This is a genomic window from Pantoea sp. UBA6567, assembly GCF_002434165.1.
Classification (GTDB): Bacteria; Pseudomonadota; Gammaproteobacteria; order Enterobacterales; family Enterobacteriaceae; genus Pantoea; species Pantoea eucrina.
In genome coordinates this window covers 1,151,803-1,172,031 of the sequence record NZ_DJJN01000006.1, presented here as the reverse complement: position 1 = coordinate 1,172,031, position 20,229 = coordinate 1,151,803, and the positions used below count along the sequence as shown (strand labels likewise).

18 protein-coding genes are annotated in these 20,229 nt (G+C 58.4%); 11 read left to right on the top strand and 7 right to left on the bottom strand.

Going from position 1 to position 20,229, the window contains the following annotated elements; translation table 11 throughout:
• Position 1: 1 nt before the first annotated feature.
• Positions 2-763 carry a gamma-glutamyl-gamma-aminobutyrate hydrolase gene (gene puuD / locus B4M48_RS11640; protein WP_071668093.1) on the bottom strand — a complete coding sequence of 254 codons (762 nt, stop codon included), beginning with the start codon at positions 761-763 and terminating at the stop codon, positions 2-4.
• Between the two features lie 209 nt (positions 764-972).
• Here puuD and B4M48_RS11635 point away from each other — a divergent pair, with 209 nt between their 5' ends.
• Both B4M48_RS11635 and B4M48_RS11630 read left to right on the top strand, forming a co-directional pair.
• Positions 973-2,388 carry a glutamine synthetase family protein gene (locus tag B4M48_RS11635; RefSeq protein ID WP_039385294.1) on the top strand — a complete coding sequence of 472 codons (1,416 nt, stop codon included), beginning with the start codon at positions 973-975 and terminating at the stop codon, positions 2,386-2,388.
• A gap of 370 nt (positions 2,389-2,758) precedes the next feature.
• On the top strand, positions 2,759-4,117 hold the full coding sequence (locus B4M48_RS11630) for an APC family permease (protein WP_039385292.1): 1,359 nt from the start codon (positions 2,759-2,761) through the stop codon (positions 4,115-4,117).
• Positions 4,118-4,163: 46 nt separating this feature from the next.
• Here the strand turns inward: B4M48_RS11630 and ygbI are convergent, their stop codons facing one another.
• On the bottom strand, positions 4,164-4,931 hold the full coding sequence (gene ygbI, locus B4M48_RS11625; protein ID WP_288656756.1) for a DNA-binding transcriptional repressor YgbI: 768 nt from the start codon (positions 4,929-4,931) through the stop codon (positions 4,164-4,166).
• 224 nt (positions 4,932-5,155) lie between these two features.
• Between ygbI and ltnD the strand changes: the two genes are divergently transcribed.
• Genes ltnD through B4M48_RS11600 form a run of 5 tightly spaced genes read left to right on the top strand, consistent with a single transcriptional unit; the run spans position 5,156 to position 10,141 of the window.
• Positions 5,156-6,067 (top strand): L-threonate dehydrogenase, encoded by a 912-nt coding sequence (ltnD, locus tag B4M48_RS11620; RefSeq protein ID WP_288656755.1) that lies wholly within the window; start codon positions 5,156-5,158, stop codon positions 6,065-6,067.
• Positions 6,067-7,329 (top strand): 3-oxo-tetronate kinase, encoded by a 1,263-nt coding sequence (gene otnK, locus B4M48_RS11615; protein WP_288656752.1) that lies wholly within the window; start codon positions 6,067-6,069, stop codon positions 7,327-7,329. The genes ltnD and otnK overlap by 1 nt, the downstream gene beginning before the upstream one ends.
• Positions 7,322-7,948: an aldolase gene (locus tag B4M48_RS11610; RefSeq protein WP_071667980.1), complete on the top strand. Its 627-nt coding sequence runs from the start codon at positions 7,322-7,324 to the stop codon at positions 7,946-7,948. The genes otnK and B4M48_RS11610 overlap by 8 nt, the downstream gene beginning before the upstream one ends.
• Positions 7,948-8,730 (top strand): 2-oxo-tetronate isomerase, encoded by a 783-nt coding sequence (otnI, locus tag B4M48_RS11605; protein ID WP_071667979.1) that lies wholly within the window; start codon positions 7,948-7,950, stop codon positions 8,728-8,730. Before B4M48_RS11610 ends, otnI begins: the two co-directional genes overlap by 1 nt.
• Before the next feature lie 58 nt (positions 8,731-8,788).
• Positions 8,789-10,141 (top strand): GntP family transporter, encoded by a 1,353-nt coding sequence (locus B4M48_RS11600; protein WP_071667978.1) that lies wholly within the window; start codon positions 8,789-8,791, stop codon positions 10,139-10,141.
• Positions 10,142-10,187: 46 nt separating this feature from the next.
• Here the strand turns inward: B4M48_RS11600 and sbcB are convergent, their stop codons facing one another.
• Positions 10,188-11,609 (bottom strand): exodeoxyribonuclease I, encoded by a 1,422-nt coding sequence (gene sbcB / locus B4M48_RS11595; RefSeq protein ID WP_288656748.1) that lies wholly within the window; start codon positions 11,607-11,609, stop codon positions 10,188-10,190.
• A gap of 195 nt (positions 11,610-11,804) precedes the next feature.
• Here sbcB and dacD point away from each other — a divergent pair, with 195 nt between their 5' ends.
• From dacD to B4M48_RS11580, 3 genes are all read left to right on the top strand, one after another.
• On the top strand, positions 11,805-12,974 hold the full coding sequence (dacD, locus tag B4M48_RS11590; RefSeq protein WP_071667977.1) for a serine-type D-Ala-D-Ala carboxypeptidase DacD: 1,170 nt from the start codon (positions 11,805-11,807) through the stop codon (positions 12,972-12,974).
• Positions 12,975-13,148: 174 nt separating this feature from the next.
• The gene (locus tag B4M48_RS11585) at positions 13,149-14,207 is read left to right on the top strand and encodes an FUSC family protein (protein WP_039385281.1); all 1,059 of its coding nucleotides are present in this window, start codon (positions 13,149-13,151) and stop codon (positions 14,205-14,207) included.
• A 171-nt stretch (positions 14,208-14,378) separates the two neighbouring features.
• Complete coding sequence (locus B4M48_RS11580; protein WP_039385998.1) at positions 14,379-14,699, top strand: DUF496 family protein; 321 nt, start codon at positions 14,379-14,381, stop codon at positions 14,697-14,699.
• Positions 14,700-14,735: 36 nt separating this feature from the next.
• Here the strand turns inward: B4M48_RS11580 and B4M48_RS11575 are convergent, their stop codons facing one another.
• Both B4M48_RS11575 and B4M48_RS11570 read right to left on the bottom strand, forming a co-directional pair.
• Positions 14,736-15,803 carry a LacI family DNA-binding transcriptional regulator gene (locus B4M48_RS11575; RefSeq protein ID WP_039385279.1) on the bottom strand — a complete coding sequence of 356 codons (1,068 nt, stop codon included), beginning with the start codon at positions 15,801-15,803 and terminating at the stop codon, positions 14,736-14,738.
• A 68-nt stretch (positions 15,804-15,871) separates the two neighbouring features.
• On the bottom strand, positions 15,872-16,657 hold the full coding sequence (locus B4M48_RS11570) for a phosphate/phosphite/phosphonate ABC transporter substrate-binding protein (RefSeq protein ID WP_039385276.1): 786 nt from the start codon (positions 16,655-16,657) through the stop codon (positions 15,872-15,874).
• Positions 16,658-16,873: 216 nt separating this feature from the next.
• On the opposite strand from B4M48_RS11570, the gene B4M48_RS11565 reads away from it, so the two are divergent.
• Positions 16,874-17,896 carry an LLM class flavin-dependent oxidoreductase gene (locus B4M48_RS11565; protein ID WP_039385272.1) on the top strand — a complete coding sequence of 341 codons (1,023 nt, stop codon included), beginning with the start codon at positions 16,874-16,876 and terminating at the stop codon, positions 17,894-17,896.
• A 90-nt stretch (positions 17,897-17,986) separates the two neighbouring features.
• Here B4M48_RS11565 and B4M48_RS11560 read toward each other — a convergent pair whose 3' ends face one another.
• Together B4M48_RS11560 and B4M48_RS11555 are read right to left on the bottom strand one after the other, a co-directional pair.
• On the bottom strand, positions 17,987-18,814 hold the full coding sequence (locus tag B4M48_RS11560; RefSeq protein ID WP_039385271.1) for a glycosyltransferase family 8 protein: 828 nt from the start codon (positions 18,812-18,814) through the stop codon (positions 17,987-17,989).
• Positions 18,815-18,834: 20 nt separating this feature from the next.
• Positions 18,835-20,217: a D-arabinono-1,4-lactone oxidase gene (locus B4M48_RS11555; protein ID WP_094112142.1), complete on the bottom strand. Its 1,383-nt coding sequence runs from the start codon at positions 20,215-20,217 to the stop codon at positions 18,835-18,837.
• Positions 20,218-20,229 lie beyond the last annotated feature (12 nt).

Sequence of the window (20,229 nt, the reverse complement as noted above, 5' to 3'; positions counted from 1 at the left end):
CTCAGGGTCGTGCCCGGTGATAATCGCTGGCGGCCTGAATAAAAGCAGCAAACAGCTGGCGTGAAACCGGGTTCTGCTCAGACTGCCACTCCGGATGCCACTGTACCGCCAGCGCAAAAGGGTGATGACGCAGGCTCACCGCCTCAATCACGCCATCTGCGGCGCGTGCTTCTATGCGCAGCTGCGGACCCGGCGTGCGTACGCCCTGCGCATGCAGTGAGTTAACGGCGAAGGGGGCCTGGCAGTCAGGCAGCTGACTCAGCAGCCCGCCCGGTTCCGGCGTGACCAGATGCGCCGCAGCGTACTGTTGCGACAGCGGCCGGGCGGGGTCTTCACGGTGATCCTGAAACCCGTCAACCTGATGCAGCTGACGATAGAGCGCGCCGCCATTGGCGACCACCAGCTCCTGCAGGCCACGACAGATACCCAGCAGCGGCATCTGCCGGCTGGTGGCCCAGGTAATGGCCGCAAAGGCCAGACGATCGCGCCCCGGATCGCTGTGCGCTTCACTGCCCGCTTCGCCATAGTGCCAGGGTTCAATATTGCTGGGGCTGCCGGGCAGCAGCAGGCCGTCCAGCAGCGCCATGCTTTGCGCCAGCAGCTTTGGTGCCTGCAGCAGCTGATGCGGCAGCGGCAGTGGTACGCCACCGGCCGCGACCACCGCATCCGGATATTTATTGTGCAGCGTCTGAGCGGGGTGGGGACCGGCCATGTTCTGGCACATCACTATTCCGATCAGCGGTTTTACAGCATCTGTCATCATCGGGTTACCACGCTGAGAGTGCTGACGCTCTGCCGGCAAATTCAGGCAGGCGTTTAAGCGAGCCTGTTATTCTCAATCTAATCTGCCCGCGCCGAACTGCAAACCAGATTGTTACATTTGCACACTATTTGTGTTGGCGCTATGTTAGAGCTGTAGTTCGGAATTAAAGCATCGCGCAAACCTCATTAACGGTAACTGGCGGGTGGTATATGACGAATATCGTGGAAGTAGAAGATTTCACGCGGCACAGTGAAGAGAAGCGAACAAGCGCGTTCCAGCTGGAGGTGAAAACCTGGCTGGAACGCCATCCCGAAACGCAGTATGTCGATATCCTGTTAAATGATTTAAATGGTGTTTTTCGCGGTAAGCGCATTCCGGTTGCCGCGCTGCCAAAGCTGGAAAAAGGGTGTTACTTTCCCGCCTCTGTTTTTGCCATGGATATTCTCGGCAACACCGTTGAGGAAGCCGGTCTCGGACAGGCACTTGGCGAACCCGACAACCTCTGTATTCCTGTTCCTGGCACGCTTATCCCTTCTGCTTCCGATCCCCAACGCATTGCCCAGCTGCTGCTGACGATGTGCAACCAAGATGGCACTCCCTTTGACGTTGAACCCCGAAACGTGCTGAACCGGCTGTGGCAGCAGCTGCGCAATCGCGGGCTGTTTCCGGTGGTAGCGGTAGAGCTGGAGTTCTATCTGGTTGATAAGCAGCGCGATGCCGGCGGCTTTATTCAGCCACCGTGTTCGCCGGGCAGCGCAGAGCGCAACATGCACTGTCAGGTTTACTCCGTGGACAATCTCGACCATTTTGCTGACGTGCTGCGCGATATCGACGCGCTGGCGCAGCGGCAGGGTATCCCGGCAGATGGCGCCCTGGCAGAAGCCTCACCGGGCCAGTTTGAGATCAACCTGCATCACACGCAGGACATCCTTAAAGCGTGCGACGACGCGGTGCTGCTGAAGCGACTGGTGCGGCAGGTAGCGGAAAATCACGGTATGACCGCCACGTTTATGGCGAAGCCCTATGAAGAGTATGCCGGCAGCGGTATGCACGTACATATCAGCATGCTTGACGCGGCGGATCATAACGCTTTCTCTCTCGATGATGGCAGCAACTCGCCGCTGCTGAAGCGCGCGCTGGCGGGCATGATTGACCTGATGCCGGCGTCAATGGCGCTGCTGGCGCCCAACGTCAATGCTTACCGGCGCTTCTCGCCAGAGTCGTTTGTGCCGCTGCAGGCGTCGTGGGGACATAACAATCGCACCGTGGCGCTGCGCATTCCGTGCGGCGACAAAGAGAACCATCGCGTGGAGTATCGCGTAGCGGGTGCGGATGCAAATCCCTATCTGGTCGTGTCAACAATTCTTGCCGGTATTTTGCACGGTCTGGATAATCAGCTACCTTTACCCCATGCGGTGACCGGAAACGGACATGCGGCGGAAGGGCTGGCACTGCCGATTCGCCAGAGCGACGCACTCTATGAGTTTGAGAGCAGCTACCCGCTGCAGAAGCTGCTGGGAGAGCGTTTCAGCCGCGTGTGGCATAGCTGCAAGCAGTGTGAGCTGCGCGAGTTTGAGCGATTGATCACCGCTACAGAGATTGACTGGATGCTAAAGAACGCGTGACGCACAGAAGAATTGCGTTAACGTCTTGTGTCGATGGTATAAGTTGGGGCAAAATATGCCCCCTGCAAAAGACAGAACATAGCCGACGCATTGAGCGTCGGTTATTTTTTTGCATAATGTTTTTAATACATACATAACCGAGGCCGGACACGTATCCGGATAGATAGACACCGAAACACGCTTCTGCGTGAGATTTGAGGAACAAAGATGGGACTGTTTACAATTGCACCAGCACTGGCTGGTTCTCGCTTTCGTGATGATTACGGCGCGGCGACAATCGCAAACACTAATATCACTTCTCACTGCAGCACGTTGCGCAGTATCCCTGTGGTACAACTGACATCAGTTGCTGCTGTAGGGGGTCTGAACAATGGCGCTTAATACCTCTGCCGCACCTCAGCGTGCACATCTGAAAAAAACTCTGACCCTGCTTCCGGTCGTCATGATGGGCCTGGCGTATATGCAGCCAATGACCCTGTTTGATACCTTCGGCATTGTGTCAGGTTTAACCGACGGCCACGTCGCCACCGCCTATGCTTTCGCCCTGATTGCGATTCTGTTTACGGCTGTGAGTTACGGTAAGCTGGTACGCCGCTTCCCATCTGCGGGCTCCGCTTATACCTACGCTCAGAAAGCCATCAGTCCGCACGTCGGCTTTATGGTGGGCTGGTCATCGCTGCTGGACTATCTGTTCATGCCGATGATCAACATCCTGCTGGCAAAAAGCTACTTTGAGTCGCTGGTGCCGGGCATTCCGTCGTGGATTTTCGTTGTGCTGCTGGTGGCCTTTATGACCATCTCCAACCTGCGTGGTATCAAAACCGTGGCCAACTTTAACAGCGTCATCGTGGTGCTGCAGGTTGTAGTCATGGCCGTGATCACCGGTATGGTGGTTTACGGTGTGGCGCACGGTATTGGCTCCGGTACGCTGGTGAGCACGAAGCCGTTCTGGTCTGAGCATGCTCAGGTGGTGCCGATGATCACCGGTGCGACGATTCTCTGCTTCTCGTTCCTCGGCTTTGACGGCATCAGCTCGCTGTCGGAAGAGACCAAAGATGCTGAACGCACCATTCCGCGCGCCATTTTCCTGACGGCGCTGATTGGTGGTGTGATCTTTATCGCGGTCTCCTATTTCCTGCAGCTCTACTTCCCGGATATCTCGCGTTTCCAGAATCCGGACTCGTCACAGCCTGAAATCATGCTGTTTGTGGCCGGTAAAGCGCTGCAGATCGGGATCCTGATCTTCTCCGTGGTGACCGTGCTGGCGTCAGGCATGGCAGCACACGCAGGCGTTTCACGTCTGATGTACGTGATGGGCCGCGATGGCGTCTTCCCGCAGCGTATCTTTGGCTTCGTGCATCCAAAATATCGCACGCCGTCACTGAACGTACTGCTGGTCGGCGCGGTGGCACTGCTGGCTATCAACTTTGATCTGGTGACCGCTACGGCGCTGATCAACTTTGGTGCGCTGGTCGCGTTTACCTTTGTTAACCTCTCTGTGATCGCGCAGTTCTGGATCCGTGAGAAGCGTAACAAGACGCTGAAAGACCATCTCAACTATCTGGTGCTGCCTGTGATGGGCGCGCTGACGGTGGGTGCACTCTGGATCAATCTCGAAGAGACTTCCATGGTGCTGGGTCTGGTATGGGGCGCAATTGGTATCATCTACCTGGCGTTCGTGACCCGTACTTTCCGTAATCCGGTCCCGCAGTTCAGCGAAGAAGTGTGATGTTCGTGACCGGGTGCGCAGCGATGCGCACCCGGTCTGCTATTAACTATTCCTGTCCCGCCAGTATCAGCTCCCAGCTACCCGCACTCAACGTTTCCCGGCCAGTTTTATTCAGTTGCCTGTCGGTAATCACCTGATCGAAGCGCGTCAGCGGCAATGCAAGCCAGGTGGCAATCTTGTTATATTTAGAGCTGTCGCTAAGCAGAATGCGCTTGCTGCTGACGTCACAGGCGGCCTGCTTAACCGGCACCTTGTGCTCATCCGGCGTATAAAGACCACGCGGCCCCCAGCATGAGGCCGAAATAAAGGCGATATCGATCGCCAGCGTGCGCAGCGTGCGCGCCGCCGCATCACCCACGCTGGAGCGGTTCTCGCGACAGACGCTGCCACCGGTATGGATCAGGCGGCAGTCACTCCCCTCCATCAGCAGGCGGGCAATAACAAAATCGTTGGTGACAACAAGCAGATCGTCACGCGCCAGCAGTTCACGCGCCAGCGCCAGCGTTGTCGTTCCGGCATCAAGATAGATACAGCTGTCAGACGGAATATGCTGCGCCGCGCGTTGGCCAATGGCCATCTTCTCCTCGCTATACATGCTGGTTTTTGCCAGATGTGATGGCTCTGTCGCCAGACGCTCCGCAGTACGCACGCCACCCGATACTGAAATCACCGCTCCCTGTTCCTCCAGCTTTTGCACGTCCCGCCGGATAGTCATATGCGAAACGCCCAGACGTTCGGTTAGCTCAGCAATACTCATCACACCGCGTTCTGCGACCAGCGCCATTATCTGTTGATGACGTTCAGTAGGGATCATTTCACACTTCCCGAATTACCATTTTTTCACATTGTAAGATATCTGCGATCGGCCTGCAGCAGAAATAAACCGCGCCCGAGCTCCTTTATCAGGTGTGAAAAGTTGTTATACCAGAGTCTTTTTAGTTAATTTTTGTGAGGTTGAGCACTTTCCGCTCATAACATCTGCGGCACAATTAACAGCATTGAACAAAATATCACTTAATTTAACATGAGAGGTGCGCTGTGGCTGCAACCGTAAGTAACGTAGGAGTGATTGGTCTGGGATCGATGGGCATGGGCGCCGCGCAATCCTGTATTCGTGCTGGTCTCAACACGTGGGGCGTTGATCTCAACCCGCAGGCTCTGGAGACGCTGCGCCAGGCGGGCGCGCAGGATGCACAGACCACCGCAGCGGGCTTTGCTTCTCAGCTGGAGGCGGTGCTACTGCTGGTGGTTAATGCCGCACAGGTAAATGCCATTCTGTTTGGGGAAGCAGGTCTGGCCACACAGCTGAAGCCTGGTACCGTCGTGATGGTCTCATCAACTATTTCTGCGCAGGATGCGCAGGCCATTGCACAACGTCTGGCGCAGCATCAGCTGCTGATGCTGGACGCGCCGGTTTCCGGCGGCGCGGTAAAAGCGGCGGCGGGTGAGATGACGGTCATGGCGTCCGGCAGCGATGACGCTTTTGCGCGCCTGCAGCCGGTACTCCAGGCGGTGGCGGCAAAAGTGTATCGCGTTGGCAGCGAAATTGGTCAGGGCTCCACGGTAAAAATTATTCATCAGCTGCTGGCCGGCGTACATATTGCGGTGGGGGCTGAAGCGATGGCGCTGGCAGCGCGCGCCGGTATTCCGCTGGAAACCATGTATGACGTGGTGACCAACGCCGCAGGCAACTCCTGGATGTTTGAAAATCGCATGCGTCATGTGGTGGAGGGCGACTACTCGCCTAAGTCCGCTGTAGACATCTTTGTTAAAGATCTTGGCCTGGTGGCAGATACCGCGAAATCGCTGCACTTTCCGCTGCCGCTCGCCTCAACCGCACTGAATATGTTCACCGAGGCGAGTAACGCCGGCTACGGGCGGGAAGATGACAGCGCAGTAATTAAAATTTTCAGCGGCATTGTGCTGCCACAGGCCGGGGAGAAAGCGTAATGCGTTTGGGTGTTATTGCAGATGACTTCACCGGTGCCACCGATATCGCCAGCTTTCTGGCGCAAAACGGACTGCCGGTTATTCAGTTCAGCGGCGTGCCGCAGCTGGATACTGACGCCACGGCGCAGGCGCTGGTTATCAGTCTGAAGTCGCGATCCTGCCCGCCGGAACAGGCGATAGCGCAGTCGCTGGCGGCGCTGGCGTGGCTGCAGCAGCAGGGGTGCGATCGTTTCTATTTCAAATATTGCTCCACCTTCGACAGCACCGCGCAGGGCAATATCGGCCCGGTAACGGACGCGCTGCTGACGGCGCTGGGCGAAACGCAGACGGCGATCTCTCCGGCATTGCCGGTCAATGGCCGTACCGTCTATCAGGGCCACCTGTTTGTCGGCGACCAGCTGCTGAACGAGTCAGGTATGCGCCACCATCCGGTCACGCCCATGGAAGATAGCAGCCTCGTGCGTCTGATGATGCGTCAGGCGCAGGGGCGCGCGGCAGTGATTCCGGTGGCACGGATTGAGCAGGGTGCGGCGGCAGTACAGGCAGAGCTGGCCGCGCTAAAGGCGCAGGGCGTGAGCTATGTGGTACTGGACGCTATCAGCGAGCAACATCTGCTGACGCAGGGCGCGGCGCTGCGTGATATGCGGCTGGTGACCGGGGGATCGGGCCTCGCCATTGGCCTCGCCCGAGCCTGGGCCAGCACGCAGGCTGCCGGCGAAGCGGAGGCGGCGGGGCGTCCACAGGGGGGGCGCGCGGTGGTCATCGCCGGCTCCTGCTCGCAAATGACCAACCAGCAGGTTGCTGCCTATCGCCAGCAGGCGCCCGCCATGGCGGTCAGCGTTGAGCGCTGTATCACGGAAGGCGCTGCCTATGCCCGTGAACTGTGCGACTGGATCAGCACGCACGCTGACAGGCCGCTGGCGCCCATGCTTTATGCTACCGCTGATGCGCAGCAGCTGCAGGCTGTGCAGTTACGCTATGGTGCGGCGCGCAGCAGTGAAGCGGTAGAGCAGCTATTCGCGGCGGTAGCGCGTGAGCTGAAAGCGCGCGGCTGGCAGCGTTTTATTGTGGCGGGCGGCGAGACCTCAGGGGTGGTGGCGCAGAGTCTCGATGTCACGGCGTTTCATATCGGACCCTCAATTTCTCCGGGTGTGCCCTGGGTACGTGATACGCAGCAGGCGCTCTCGCTGGCACTGAAATCCGGCAATTTTGGTGATGAACAATTTTTCGCCCGCGCGCAAACGGAGTTTACTTATGACTGAACAACAGGCCCGTAACGAGATGGTACAGCTTGGCGCCTCTTTTTTTCAGCGCGGCTACGCCACGGGCTCAGCGGGCAACCTCTCGCTGCTGTTGCCCGACGGTCATCTGCTTGCCACGCCGACCGGCTCCTGCCTGGGTGAGTTGCAGGCGGAGCAGCTGTCAAAAGTTACGCTGCAGGGGGAGTGGATCGGCGGTGACAAACCCTCCAAAGAGGTCGCGTTTCATCGCGCACTCTATCTTAATAACCCGGCGTGCAAAGCGGTGGTACATCTGCACAGCCACTACCTGACCGCGCTCTCCTGCCTGAGCGATCTCGATCGGCAGAATTGCATTCGTCCCTTTACGCCTTATGTCGTGATGCGGGTAGGAGATGTGCCGGTGGTGCCTTACTACAAACCAGGTGACGTCCGGCTGGCTGAAGATCTTGCCCGGCTGGCACCGCGCTACAGCGCATTTCTGCTGGCAAACCACGGTCCGGTCGTCACCGGTAGTTCCCTGCGTGAGGCAGCAAATAATACGGAAGAGCTTGAGGAGACAGCACGCCTGATGTTTACCCTGGGTAATCGTGAAATCCGCTACCTCAGTGCGGATGAAGTTGCTGAGCTGAGGAGCCGCTAATGCCAAAGTTTGCCGCTAATTTATCAACGCAGTTCACGGAATACCCTTTCCTGGCACGCTTCGCTGCCGCCGCGCAGGCGGGATTTCGCGGGGTAGAGTTCCTTTTCCCCTATGACTATCCGGCGGAAGTGATTCAGGCTGAGCTGACGCGCCATCAGCTGCAGATGGTGTTATTTAACACCGCAGCCGGTAACACCGCTGCCGGCGAGTGGGGCGTGTCCGCCATTCCTGGCCGTGAGGCTGAAGCGCGCCGGGATATCGATCGCGCGCTGGAGTATGCCCTGGCGCTTAACTGTCCGCAGGTCCACATCATGGCCGCCACGCTGCCGGCCGGTGCTGAGCGCGCCGCCTGGGAAGAGACGTTTGTGCGTAACATGCATTACGCCGCCGCGCAATTTGCTCCGCACGGTATCCGCCTGCTGCTGGAGGCGCTTAATCCTGTCACTAAGCCAGGTTACCTCTATGCCAGCCAGTATCAGACGCTGGAGATGATGGCGCGTATCGATCGGCCAAACGTGTTTACCCAGCTCGATCTGTTCCATGCCCAGCTGGTCGACGGCAACCTCAGTCATCTGATCCGCACTTTTGCCGGACGCTACCGGCATGTGCAGATCGCCTCCGCACCGGATCGCCATGAGCCTGACGAGGGTGAAATTAACTATCCGTGGCTGTTTGCCCTGCTGGATGAAGTGGGCTACGACGGCTGGATAGGCTGTGAATATTTTCCGCGCGGTAACACGGCGGCGGGCCTTGGCTGGCTGCAACCCTGGCTGGAGCCCTGAGCTCCGGCGTCAACACCAGAAACCTGCTGATAACAATAATACTTCTCTGAGGTAAGACATGACGACCCCTCTGTTACTCCTGATCGCGGCGGTCAGCGTGCTGCTGCTCCTGCTGCTGGTGATCAAAGCTAAGGTACACCCGTTTATTGCGCTGCTGGTCGCCAGCCTGTTTGTTGCGCTCACGACCGGTATCCCGGGTGATAAAATCATGACGGTGATTCTGGGCGGGATGGGCAGTCTGCTGGGTAATATCGCCGCGATTATTGTTCTGGGCGCGATTCTTGGTGCGGTAATTGAAGCGTCAGGCGGCGCGGATGCGCTTGCCAGGCGGTTTACCGCACTGCTCGGACCGCAGCGCATGGTGGCCGGATTGACCGCTGTCGCCTTTGTACTGGGACTACCCGTGTTTTTTGACGTGGGCTTTATTATCGTGGTGCCACTGATTTACGGCTTCGCCAAAGTGCTGCGCCTTTCGCCGCTGAAATTTGGCCTCTCTATGGCCGGTGTGATGCTGATGGTACACGTGGCGGTGCCAACGCATCCTGGCCCGGCGGCCGCTGCCGCACTGCTGAATGCGGATATTGGCTGGCTGATGATGACGGGTATTGGTATTTCAGTGCCGGCAGGCGTACTGGGATATCTGGTGGCAAAGTGGCTTAACCGCAAAAACTATCAGCTGTCGGTCAGCGTGCTGGAGCAGGTGCAGCTGACAAAGCAGCCGGCTCCGGCGCAGCAGGTGGCTGCGCCCCCGGCAGCCGGTCTGGTCGCCGGCCTGATTGTGCTGCCGATTGCGCTGATTATGCTGGGCACGCTACTGCCACCGCACCTCACCCCCGGCAGCACGGCACACGGCCTGCTGACGCTGGCTGGCGCACCAGCCATGGCGCTGCTGATTACGCTGGCGCTGGCGTGCTGGCAGCTCGGCATCCGGCGCGGCTGGGGCAAAGAGAAGCTGGAGACGCTGTCAGAAAGCGCCATCGCCAACGCCGCTGGCGTGATCCTGGTATCCGGCGCCGGCGGGGCATTTGGTAAAGTGCTGGTGGAGTCAGGCGTGGGTAAAGCGCTGGCGGAGTCGCTCACCACGATTCATCTGCCGCTGATCCCGGCTGCCTTTATCCTTTCACTGGCGCTGCGCGCGTCTCAGGGTTCAGCCACGGTCGCGATTGTCACCACCTGCGGCCTGCTGACTACGGCGGTTACCGGGTTGGGTGAAATGCAGCTGGTGCTGGTGGCGCTCTCCGCCTGCTTTGGCGCGCTGGGGTTATCGCACGTTAACGACTCTGGCTTCTGGGTCGTCACGCGCTATCTTGGATTGTCAGTCGCGGATGGGCTAAAAACCTGGACCGTACTCACCACGGCAATCGGGCTGGCAGGCTTTGCGCTGATCTGGCTTATCTGGTCACTGCTATAACATATGCGCTGCGGCGTATAACACCCTGCCGCCGCAGCGCCTCTCCTCAGGAGACCAGCGCCTGAGCGTAGTGATAGAGCGCTTTCAGCTGCGCCATCTTATCCGCATCCTCTTCGTGCAGGCTGGCGAGCGACTCCAGCTCCAGCAGAAACGCCTGTACCCGCTCTGGATTTAACGCTTCGCGGCGATGCTGCAGCCAGCGCTGCTGCTCGCGATCGTCGAGGGTGCCGGGGAAATTACGCGCCCGGTAGCGGAACAGCAGCGGATTGACGCGCGCGTCGTTAAACGTAAGATCCAGCGCGGGCAGGTTCTGCGGCGCCGTCTGACGCAGAATATTCATGCCGGCGCGATCGGCATCGCTGAAGAAGCCGTCATAGAGCTGCGCATCAACATCCTCCGACGGCGTAAACGGCTCCGCTTCAGCAAACAGCGTCACCACTTTTTCACGTACGGCGACGTGCTGGCGCAGCAGGGCGAGGTTCGCCAGACAGTGCTGGCGATCGATCCCAAGCCGCTCCGCATCCTCCGGGCGCAGCGTACTGGCCGGGGCCAGCACCGGGCACTTATTGATGTGCACCAGCTTAATCGGCACCGGAGCTGCCTCGCCCAGCTCGCTCTGCCGCGTATAGAGGCGCTCGCGCAGCGCGTCCGGCTCCAGTTCCAGCAGCGGCGTCATATCGCCCGCCAGGTCCGCCACAATCAGCGCATTTTTATTATCAGGATGCCACGCCAGCGGCACGATCCAGCTGGTATTTCCCCGCGCGGCGCCAAACATACCGGAGACGTGAACCAGCGGCTTCATCTGCGGAATATCAATCAGGGTCATCAGCTTCTGCTTATTGCGATGCGCAAACAGAAACGCATACAGCTTTGGCTGCTTCTCTTTGACCAGTTTTGCCATCGCCAGCGTCGCCCATACATCCGACATCGCATCGTGCGCCTGTTCGTGCGCCACGCCGTTGGCTTGCGTGAGATGCTCCAGCTTAAAGCTGGGAAAGCCCTCATCATTTTCCGGCCAGACAATCCCTTCCGGGCGCAGCGCATAGCAGGCGCGCATCACATCCAGCAGATCCCAGCGCGAATTGCCGTTCTGCCAGCTCCAGCCGTAGGGATCAAAAAAGTTGCGGTAGAAGATGTTGCGCGTGACTTCGTCGTCAAAGCGCACGTTGTTATAGCCGATCACGCAGGTATTGGGCTGGGTAAACAGCGCGTGGATACGTGCAGCAAACTCCGCTTCCGTAACGCCGCGCGCGCGCGCAACCTGCGGCGTAATGCCAGTGATCATCACCGCTTCCGGCTGCGGCAGATAGTCATCTGCAGGCTGACAGTAGAACACCTGCGGTTCACCCACCGGGTTAAAGTCGGCATCGGTGCGCAGGCCGGCAAACTGGGCCGGACGATCCAGCGACGGGCTCTTCCCGAAGGTTTCATAATCATGGAACAGAAAGGTGAACTCAGAGGCGGGCACGGCGTTATCCTGGATTGAAAAATCAACCCACAGAATAGTCGGGCGTTTCAGTCAGTACAACCCTCATCCGCTGTACTGCGGGCGGACCTGAGTTTTTTCTGTACGGGACATACTTTTTTTCAATTTATTCAGATATCAAAGCGCTATTTGCCGTACAACGTGCGGCGGTAAATTCATTTTTAAACTGAGGACGATGTGTTGAAAAGGCGTGTGTGGGTAACTCTTTCTGGATTAGTGTTTGTGGCATCAATAGCGCAGGCGGATGACAGCCTGGCGTTTCCCGTGACGGCGCCGGGTATTGATGCCGCATCATGGGTATTAATGGACGCTACCACCGGGCAGATCCTCACTGCCGGCAATCCGGATGCGGAGCGTAATCCCGCCAGCCTGACTAAACTGATGACCGGCTATGTGGTTGATCGCGCCGTCGATCAGGGAAAAATTACCCGGGATGATGTTGTGACCGTAGGCAAAGATGCCTGGGCGGCCGGAAACCCGGTGTTTAAAGGCTCTTCGCTGATGTTCCTCAAGCCAGGCGATAAAGTCACGGTACGCGATCTGATGCGCGGGGTCATTATCGACTCCGGCAACGACGCCTGCGTGGCGCTGGCAGACTATGTCGCCGGCAGCCAGGAAAGTTTCGTCACCATGATGAACCACTATGTACAGAAGCTCGGTCTGACGCATACCCATTTTGAAACCGTGCACGGCCTCGATGCGCCGGGTCAGCACACCACGGCGCGCGATCTGGCGGTGCTGTCGCGCGCCATTATTAATGGCGAGCAGGACTTTTACGCCATGTACAGCGAAAAGACCCTGAGCTACAACGGCATTACGCAGAACAACCGTAACGGCCTGCTGTGGGATCAGCATCTGCATGTCGACGGCATGAAAACCGGGCATACCGAGAGCGCCGGGTTCAATATCGTCGCCTCCAGTGTTGAAGGGCGTCACCGGCTGATTGCGGTGATCATGGGCGGCAAAAGTTCCAAAGGACGCGAAGAGCAGGCGCGCAAGCTGCTGACGTGGGGGCAGAGCAACTTCGATACCGTGCAGCTGTTCCATGCCGGTAAGAAGATCGGCAACGAAAACGTCTGGTACGGCAATCCGCATAAAGTCGAGGTAGGCACCACGCAGGATATCTATCTGTCTCTGCCGCGCAGCGAAGTGGCTAACGTGATGGCGAAATATGTTATCGATCGCAAAGATCTTACCGCGCCGCTGAAAGCGGGCGAGCAGATTGGTGAGATTCAGGTACTGGATAAAGACAAACAGCTGGCGAGCTATCCGCTCTATGCGCTTCAGACGGTTGAAGAGGCGGGCATTCTTACCCGTATCAGCGACTACGTGAAGCGTAAACTCTGACAGGTTTAACCGTGGCGTTATCGCTGCGTTTCTTTATTGAAAGCAGAATGTAACGCCACGGTTACCTGATGCGTATGGACAGAAAAAAAGCGGGAAAAAGCGGCGGCGGGGGCTGAAGCCAGCTGCCATGCCAGGGTAACATAGCGCGCAAATTTTTCCCGTTTCCGGATCACCATGTTACGCGCTGACAAGCCTGTCTCGTCGATTGAATTCTGGTTCTACCGCCACTACCGCGCCGTACACGGCGTGCGTATTGCTATCGCCTTTGTGCTCTGCTTTCTGTTTGTCAGGCTGACAAATATTCCCGAAGGGACCTGGCCACTGATTACGCTGGTGGTGGTAATGGGACCTATCTCAACCTGGGGAAACGTGCTGCCGCGCGTGATTCAGCGCATCAGCGGAACCTTTGCCGGGCTGATTTCCGGACTGATTGCGCTGAAGCTGGAGCTGATCTCGCTGCCGCTGATGCTGGTCTGGTGCTTTGCGGTAATGATTGTCTGTGGCTATCTGACGCTGGGCAAACATCCCTACATGGCGCTGCTGATTGGCATCACGCTCGGCGTGGTAGTAGGGGCGCCAGCCGGTGATTTCACCGTGGCGCTGTGGCGCGGCGGCGATGTGATTTTAGGCTCGCTGATGGCGCTGCTGTTCAGTGCCATCTGGGCGCAGCGCGCCTATATCCACTGGCGTATACAGCTTTCAGATGCGTTTGTCAGCATGGCAAAGATCCATCACGCCGGCTTTTCCCCTAATCTGGTCGAGAAGCCGCGTCTCAATACGCGCTTTCAGAAGCTGCTCAGCAGCGTGATCAGAATGCGCGCGCTGCTTGAGCCCGCCAGTAAAGAGACGCGTATTCCAAAATCGGTGTTTGAAGCGATCCAGACCATCAACCGTAACATGGTCAATACCATGCAGATGCAGATTGAAGCCTGGTGGGCCTCACGCGAGAGTCATCTGCTGCTGCTCAGTGCACCTGCGTTGCGGCGTACCCAGCAGATGACTGAAGAGACGCTGAACGCGCTGGCGCTGCTGCTGCAAAAAGGCGAGACGGAACAGGTTATCGCAAACAGCCACGCCCTGGAGGAGATAGTGCAGGAGCTGGAGGCGCTGATCGCCAGCGGCAGCGCGCAGCTTGAAACCACGGCGATTTACGGCTACGTCTGGCTGAGCCTGGAGCAGGCGCGGCAGCTGGAGCGCATGACCGATCTGGTCCGGCTGGCGCTGCGTAAATAGTTTTCTCCGGCAACCACTTAGTGCGAATCGCCCTTTCTTTGCGCTAAGATAAGAGCCAGTCTGAAATTTGCTGTGAGAATTGCTAACCCGGCTCAACAGCCGCTAAGCTACAACTCTTGACGTTATATGACTATTCCGCCTGCTGCTGCAGGCCTTAAGAAAGGTGCCAACATGGAAAATGCCAAGCAATCATTTCAGGACGTGCTGGAGTTTGTGCGTATGTTTCGTCGTAAAAACAAACTGCAGCGCGAAATTCACGATAACGAAAAGAAAATCCGTGATAACCAGAAACGTGTGTTGCTGCTGGATAACCTGAGTGAATATATCAAACCCGGCATGAGCGTGGAGGCGATCCAGGAGATTATCGCCTCTATGCGCGTGGACTATGAAGATCGCGTGGATGAGTACATCATTAAAAACGCCGATCTGTCGAAAGAGCGTCGCGACCTGTCGAAAAAACTGAAAAGCATGGGTGAGCCGAAAGGACACTAAGTGCGGCAGTAAGGTTTCACTGTGACGAGGTCGCCATTATGGCGACCTTTTTAATGCCTGCGCCAGGACCTGCAGCTGGCGGGCAATTTCGCTGTTATCCAGGCCATCCTGCTGCGGAGCGGCCGTGGTTTCGCGCAGAATCAGCCCGGTCTCGAGCAACGGCGCAGGCAGCGTCTCTCCGGCCAGCTGCGCCAGGATCCGGTCCACGCTGATACGCCCAAGCTGCTGCAGATCCTGCCGGATAGTGGTCAGCGGTGGCTGATACCAGGCGCTCTCTGCGGTGTCATCGTAACCAATCAGCGAGATATCCGCCGGGATCGCCACGCCGTGTTGGTGTAGCGCGCGCATCGCACCCAGCGCCATCTGATCGTTAGCCACCAACAGCGCCTGCGGCAGCCGATCCGGCAGCAGGGTGAGCAGTGCCTGATAGCCGGACGCCGCGCTCCAGTCACCCTCCAGAACACAATAAGGCTGCAGCTGATGCTGTGCCAGCGCCCGCTGCCAGTCCGCAAAACGTGCGCGGGCAGAGGCTGAGCGCGCCGGACCGTTCAGCACGCCAATTTCACGATGCCCCAGCGCCACCAGATGATCCACAGCCTGCCGCGCCCCGCAGCTACTCTGATACTGACACTGCGGCACCGGCGCGCAGGTTTCGACATCAAGAAACAGGGCGGGTTTACTGCCGCACTGCTGCTGAATCTGCGCCGCCTGTGCGGCATCCAGCGGCAGGTTAATCAGCAGGGCATCAACGCGCTGCGCCAGCAGCTCATTGACCGTATCGGATGCGGCGCTCTGCGCGTTAGCCATGGCGATCACCAGGTGATACCCCGCCGCCGCGGCCCGCTGCTGAATCGCAGAGGCGATCTGCGCCGGCGCCATCAGCGCCAGATCGCTGGTGGCCAGTCCCAGCGTGCGCGTTGCCTTTCCCGCCAGCTGCTGCGCCACCCGGTTGGGTACGTAGCTGAGTTCTGCCATCGCCGCCTCTACCCGGGCGCGCGTGCGTGCCGAGACCTGCGACGAATGGTTCAGTACCCGGGAAACCGTTTGATAAGAGACGCCGGCCAGGCGGGCGACATCATCCAGCGTTACAGAGCGCGCGGTCATTACATTCTCCTGAATTGACTGCGGCGAGTGTAACAAATTTTCCCGTTAGTCACCTGTTCCCGCGTTGTTCAGAGCCGGGTAACGCCCATGGCTGCCGCCTGCTGCTCCCACGCGAGCACCTCATCATAGTAGCTGCGGCGGGGCACGGAGAAACCGGCCAGCAGGTTAGCCTGCATCAGCGGTTTAAAATCCTCAACGTTGGCCAGTTCAAATAAGGCGCTGCGCAGTTTTTCCAGCAGCAGGCTATCGGTGCGGGAAGAGGTAATAAGCGGCAGGGCCGGGCAGAGCGGCGTCTCGCCAATAATTGTCACATCGGCCAGCGCCTGCGGCTGATACTTCTGCAGCAGCGCCCAGGTAATGCAGTCAATGGCGGCGATATCCGCTTCATTGCGGCGCAGCGCCGCCAGCGACTGCTGATGGCTGCCGCTGAAGTGCGTTTCGGCAAAAAATTTACCGTTCTCTGCAAGCGGTGCGATCGCATAGCGCAGGGCGTTGTAACCGGAGTGTGAGTCAGCGCTGTTGCATACGGCACGGCGTCCGCGAAAATCTTCCAGCATGCGGGCGTTCTCCGCCTGGCGCACCACCAGCCAGCTGCGATAACGCAGATCCTGGCAGCCCGCTGCGCACGACTGCATCGTACCAACCAGCTGTACCTCCGGCAGCTGACTGACCAGCGCATAGCCGCAGGTCTGGCTCAGCAGCAGATTGTCGTCGCGCCAGTGGGTAAGCAGATCGTCCGGGGCGACCACCTCTGCTGTCACATCGCGTTTTGCCAGCAGTTTCAGCAGCGCGCTGGTTGTCGCCGCCGTCGTCGCGCTGTCGATGTCATACATAGGTAAAGAGATAAGGTGCATAGGGCATCCCTGAGTGCATCAGCCTGTTCGGCAAATCAGTGTTTAAGGATAGCTGAGATTGATAAGCGAGAGGGTGGCTGCGGTTGTACAAAAAAGTTGAAGATGCGCACGAAAACTATTGGCTATCACTGCCTGCCGCGCTGGCGTACCCTCTGTTTATCGATTTATGCACACGTAACGCCAGGCGGTCCTGTCGCCGGCGGGGAGCACTGAAACATGAAAAAAATTGGCTTTCTCTCATTTGGTCACTGGACGCCGTCACCCCATTCTGCCACCCGTTCGGCGCAGGATGTGCTGCTGCAGTCTATCGACCTTGCGGTGGCGGCAGAAGAGCTGGGGGCCGACGGCGCCTACTTCCGCGTCCACCATTTTGCCCGTCAGCTGAGTTCGCCGTTTCCGCTGCTGGCGGCGGTGGGGGCGAAAACCCGCCGCATTGAAATCGGGACTGGCGTTATCGATATGCGTTATGAAAATCCGCTCTATATGGCAGAAGATGCGGGCGCAGCCGATCTGATCTCTAACGGCCGTCTGCAGCTCGGACTGAGCCGCGGTTCACCGGAGCAGGTGATTGAGGGTTATCGCTACTTTGGCTTTGATCCCCGCGCCGGCGAGAGCGATGCAGATATGGGACGCCGGCATACCGAGGCGCTGCTGGACGTGCTGCGCGGTGAGGGGTTTGCAAAGCCAAATCCGCAGCCGATGTTCCCGAACCCGCCAGGGCTGCTGCGCCTGGAGCCGTTCTCTGAAGGGCTGCGCGAGCGTATCTGGTGGGGCTCCGGCTCAAACGCCACTGCCGTCTGGGCCGCAGAGCAGGGGATGAACCTGCAGAGTTCTACCCTGAAAGATGATGAAACCGGCGAACCCTTCCATGTGCAGCAGGCGCAGCAGATCCGTGCCTACCGTGCAGCCTGGGCTGCCGCAGGCCATCAGCGCACGCCGCGCGTGTCGGTGAGCCGCAGTATTTTTGCGCTGATGAATGATACCGATCGCGCCTATTTTGGCCGCGGTGGTCAGGATCAGGATTCAGTAGGTTTTCTGGATGAGAAGACGCGCGCCATCTTCGGCCGCAGCTATGCAGCCGAGCCGGATCGCCTGATAAAGATGCTGGCAGAAGATGAAGGCATCGCAGAGGCAGATACGCTGCTGCTGACAATTCCAAATCAGCTCGGCGTTGATTACTGCGCGCACGTTATCGACAGCATCCTCACCCACGTCGCCCCGGCGCTCGGCTGGCGTTAACCGGCCGTTTGAAACCAGGGCCGCATAAATGCGGCCCCTACGTTGCATTATCATTCATGGCGCCCTGGCCGCCGATGAAAACCGGCGCCGCTATGCGGTACCGCGCTCCCACCACAGCTTGTCCAGCGCATAATAGCGGTCGCGCTCTTCTTCTGGCTGATTGAGATCGCGCTTCCACGGCTTGGCGAGGATATAGTGCAGGTTTTTAACTTTATCCTGCTGCCACATAGCGCTGTGCTGAAATGGCAGCGTCTTCAGCGCGTTATAGATATAAGAGAGCGGCAGCCAGCGTCCGGCAAACACCTCATTCAGCAGATCCTGCTCGGAGAAGGGATAGCGCTTAAGATCGTCAATCTCCTGCACTTTCTGCTGCAGCCAGCTGAACACAGCGTTATCCGGTTTCAGCACCAGGAAACCGCCATTGAGATAAGCATCAAGCGTGGCGGGCGCCGTTTCACCCCGGTCATGCCAGGTATAGTGACAGTTTTCCGGATGCCAGCTGGCCGGATAGCTCGCAATCTGGTTTGGATTACAGCGGCAGGCGTGGCAGGCGGCCAGCGCATACTTACCCATATCCAGCGTAAACAGCTCATCCATATTCTGCAGGACCAGCATATCGGCATCCAGAAAGACCACGCGCTCATAGTCGGTCAGCTCCCACGCGCGTAGTTTACTCCACACCTCGCCAAACTGTGCCGAGGCGTAGTGCTGCTCCAGCGCGCTGTCAGGCATCAGCGGTGCGACCGGATGGATCACGCAGCCCGCAGCCTGCAGCGCAGCGCGCGTGTCAGCATCGATTGCATCCGTTACCATCACAACCAGCGGCCAGCGGGTTTCACTGCGCTGAAGCGAACGGTGCAGCGCTTTCACGCCAATAACATAATCGGGCTGCGTCAGCAGCGTTACCCAGGCGAACATACTCTCTCCCTGTACAAACATCAGTCAAAAAGCGCGGTGGTATAGTCGTTACTGAAACGACGGGCAGGATCCAGCGTCTCACGCACCGCGCGGAACGCATCCCACTGTGGATAGATATCGCGCCACTGATAGCGCTGCGGATCGTAATATTTCCCCCAGTGCGGACGTCCGCCTTCGGCAGCCAGCAGCTTCTCCACCTCCGTCAGAAAATGCAGGCCCTCCTGCGACAGCGAGCCATCATCCGCGTAGTAGACCACAAAGCCAAAGAAGCAGGAGGGCTGCTGATGTGACGGGCTCAGCCAGCCCTCCGAGGCGCCGGTGCAGCGCAGGATAATCGGGTAGTGCATATGCGGCTGATGCTCAGCGTACCAGGCTTTGATTTTGCTGATAACCTGCGGCGTTCTATCGAGCGGCACGGCAATTTCTACGTTGATCTGCGGCACCGCAATACCGCGACAAAAAAGCTGATAAATATCGCCGCTGACATCGGTGAAATCGCGGAACCGGGTGACGGTGCGGAACTGTTTACCGCCTTTACCGTGGATTTGCGTATCGCGGTGCATTTGCGCCAGCGTCTGATCGATCGTATGGTTCAGGCTGCTGTCGGCGTTATCGCCATGCTCAATCACCTGACGTCCGTTGGCGTGCCAGGCCTGCGTATCCTCATCGCTCGCCTGTTCAGCGTTCCAGACGTGCATCAGGTTGTCATCGACAAACCACCAGGCTTTGCTCAGCTCATAGTCGCTATTCCACTTCAGCAGATCCTGCTCCAGTCCATCGGCACTGACGGCAAACTTGTAGCAGGTAAATAAGCGAAACGGCTGGGTGCGCAGCGTAACCGCCGTCACGACGCCAAGCGAACCCAGTGCAACCTGCGCTGCCGGAAACTCGGGCTCACCGCGCGTAAACTCGCGTACGCTGCCATCAGCCAGCACCATACGGATGCGCAGCGCTTCATCGGCCAGTGAACTCTGCTGTAAACCCTGACCGTGAGTGCCGGTCGCCAGCGCGCCGGCCAGCGTCTGAACGGCAATCACGCCCGGCGAAGAAGCGAGCATGCGATCGCGTGCGGTTAAGGTGTCGTAAACTTCCTGCAGCAGCGTACCGGCTGCAAAAGTGATGGAATTGTCATCTTCAGCCACCACGCCGGTAAAGGCGCTCAGGTCGAGCAGCAGGTCATCAGGCTGCACGCAGAGCATCCGGCCTGGCGACAGCCGGCTGCCGACCAGACGCACTTTTCCGCGCGTATCGCGCAGCAGCTGCTGTAGCTCAGCTTCCGTTTGCGGCTGATGCAGCTGCTGACGCTGGCCCACGACAGAGTTCTGCGCCCAGTTCCACAGGGCCGTATCATGTTCAGTATCCTGGGTGTTGCGTAACGGATAGAGAAGGGCATCTTTGTTCACTTCAGTGTTCCT

Coding starts and splice junctions, on each gene's coding strand:
- puuD (WP_071668093.1), bottom strand. CDS start 763: ATGATGACAGATGCTGTAAAACCGCTGATCGGAATAGTGATGTGCCAG.
- B4M48_RS11635 (WP_039385294.1), top strand. CDS start 973: ATGACGAATATCGTGGAAGTAGAAGATTTCACGCGGCACAGTGAAGAG.
- B4M48_RS11630 (WP_039385292.1), top strand. CDS start 2,759: ATGGCGCTTAATACCTCTGCCGCACCTCAGCGTGCACATCTGAAAAAA.
- ygbI (WP_288656756.1), bottom strand. CDS start 4,931: ATGATCCCTACTGAACGTCATCAACAGATAATGGCGCTGGTCGCAGAA.
- otnK (WP_288656752.1), top strand. CDS start 6,067: ATGCGTTTGGGTGTTATTGCAGATGACTTCACCGGTGCCACCGATATC.
- B4M48_RS11610 (WP_071667980.1), top strand. CDS start 7,322: ATGACTGAACAACAGGCCCGTAACGAGATGGTACAGCTTGGCGCCTCT.
- otnI (WP_071667979.1), top strand. CDS start 7,948: ATGCCAAAGTTTGCCGCTAATTTATCAACGCAGTTCACGGAATACCCT.
- B4M48_RS11600 (WP_071667978.1), top strand. CDS start 8,789: ATGACGACCCCTCTGTTACTCCTGATCGCGGCGGTCAGCGTGCTGCTG.
- B4M48_RS11585 (WP_039385281.1), top strand. CDS start 13,149: ATGTTACGCGCTGACAAGCCTGTCTCGTCGATTGAATTCTGGTTCTAC.
- B4M48_RS11580 (WP_039385998.1), top strand. CDS start 14,379: ATGGAAAATGCCAAGCAATCATTTCAGGACGTGCTGGAGTTTGTGCGT.
- B4M48_RS11575 (WP_039385279.1), bottom strand. CDS start 15,803: ATGACCGCGCGCTCTGTAACGCTGGATGATGTCGCCCGCCTGGCCGGC.
- B4M48_RS11570 (WP_039385276.1), bottom strand. CDS start 16,657: ATGCACCTTATCTCTTTACCTATGTATGACATCGACAGCGCGACGACG.
- B4M48_RS11565 (WP_039385272.1), top strand. CDS start 16,874: ATGAAAAAAATTGGCTTTCTCTCATTTGGTCACTGGACGCCGTCACCC.
- B4M48_RS11560 (WP_039385271.1), bottom strand. CDS start 18,814: ATGTTCGCCTGGGTAACGCTGCTGACGCAGCCCGATTATGTTATTGGC.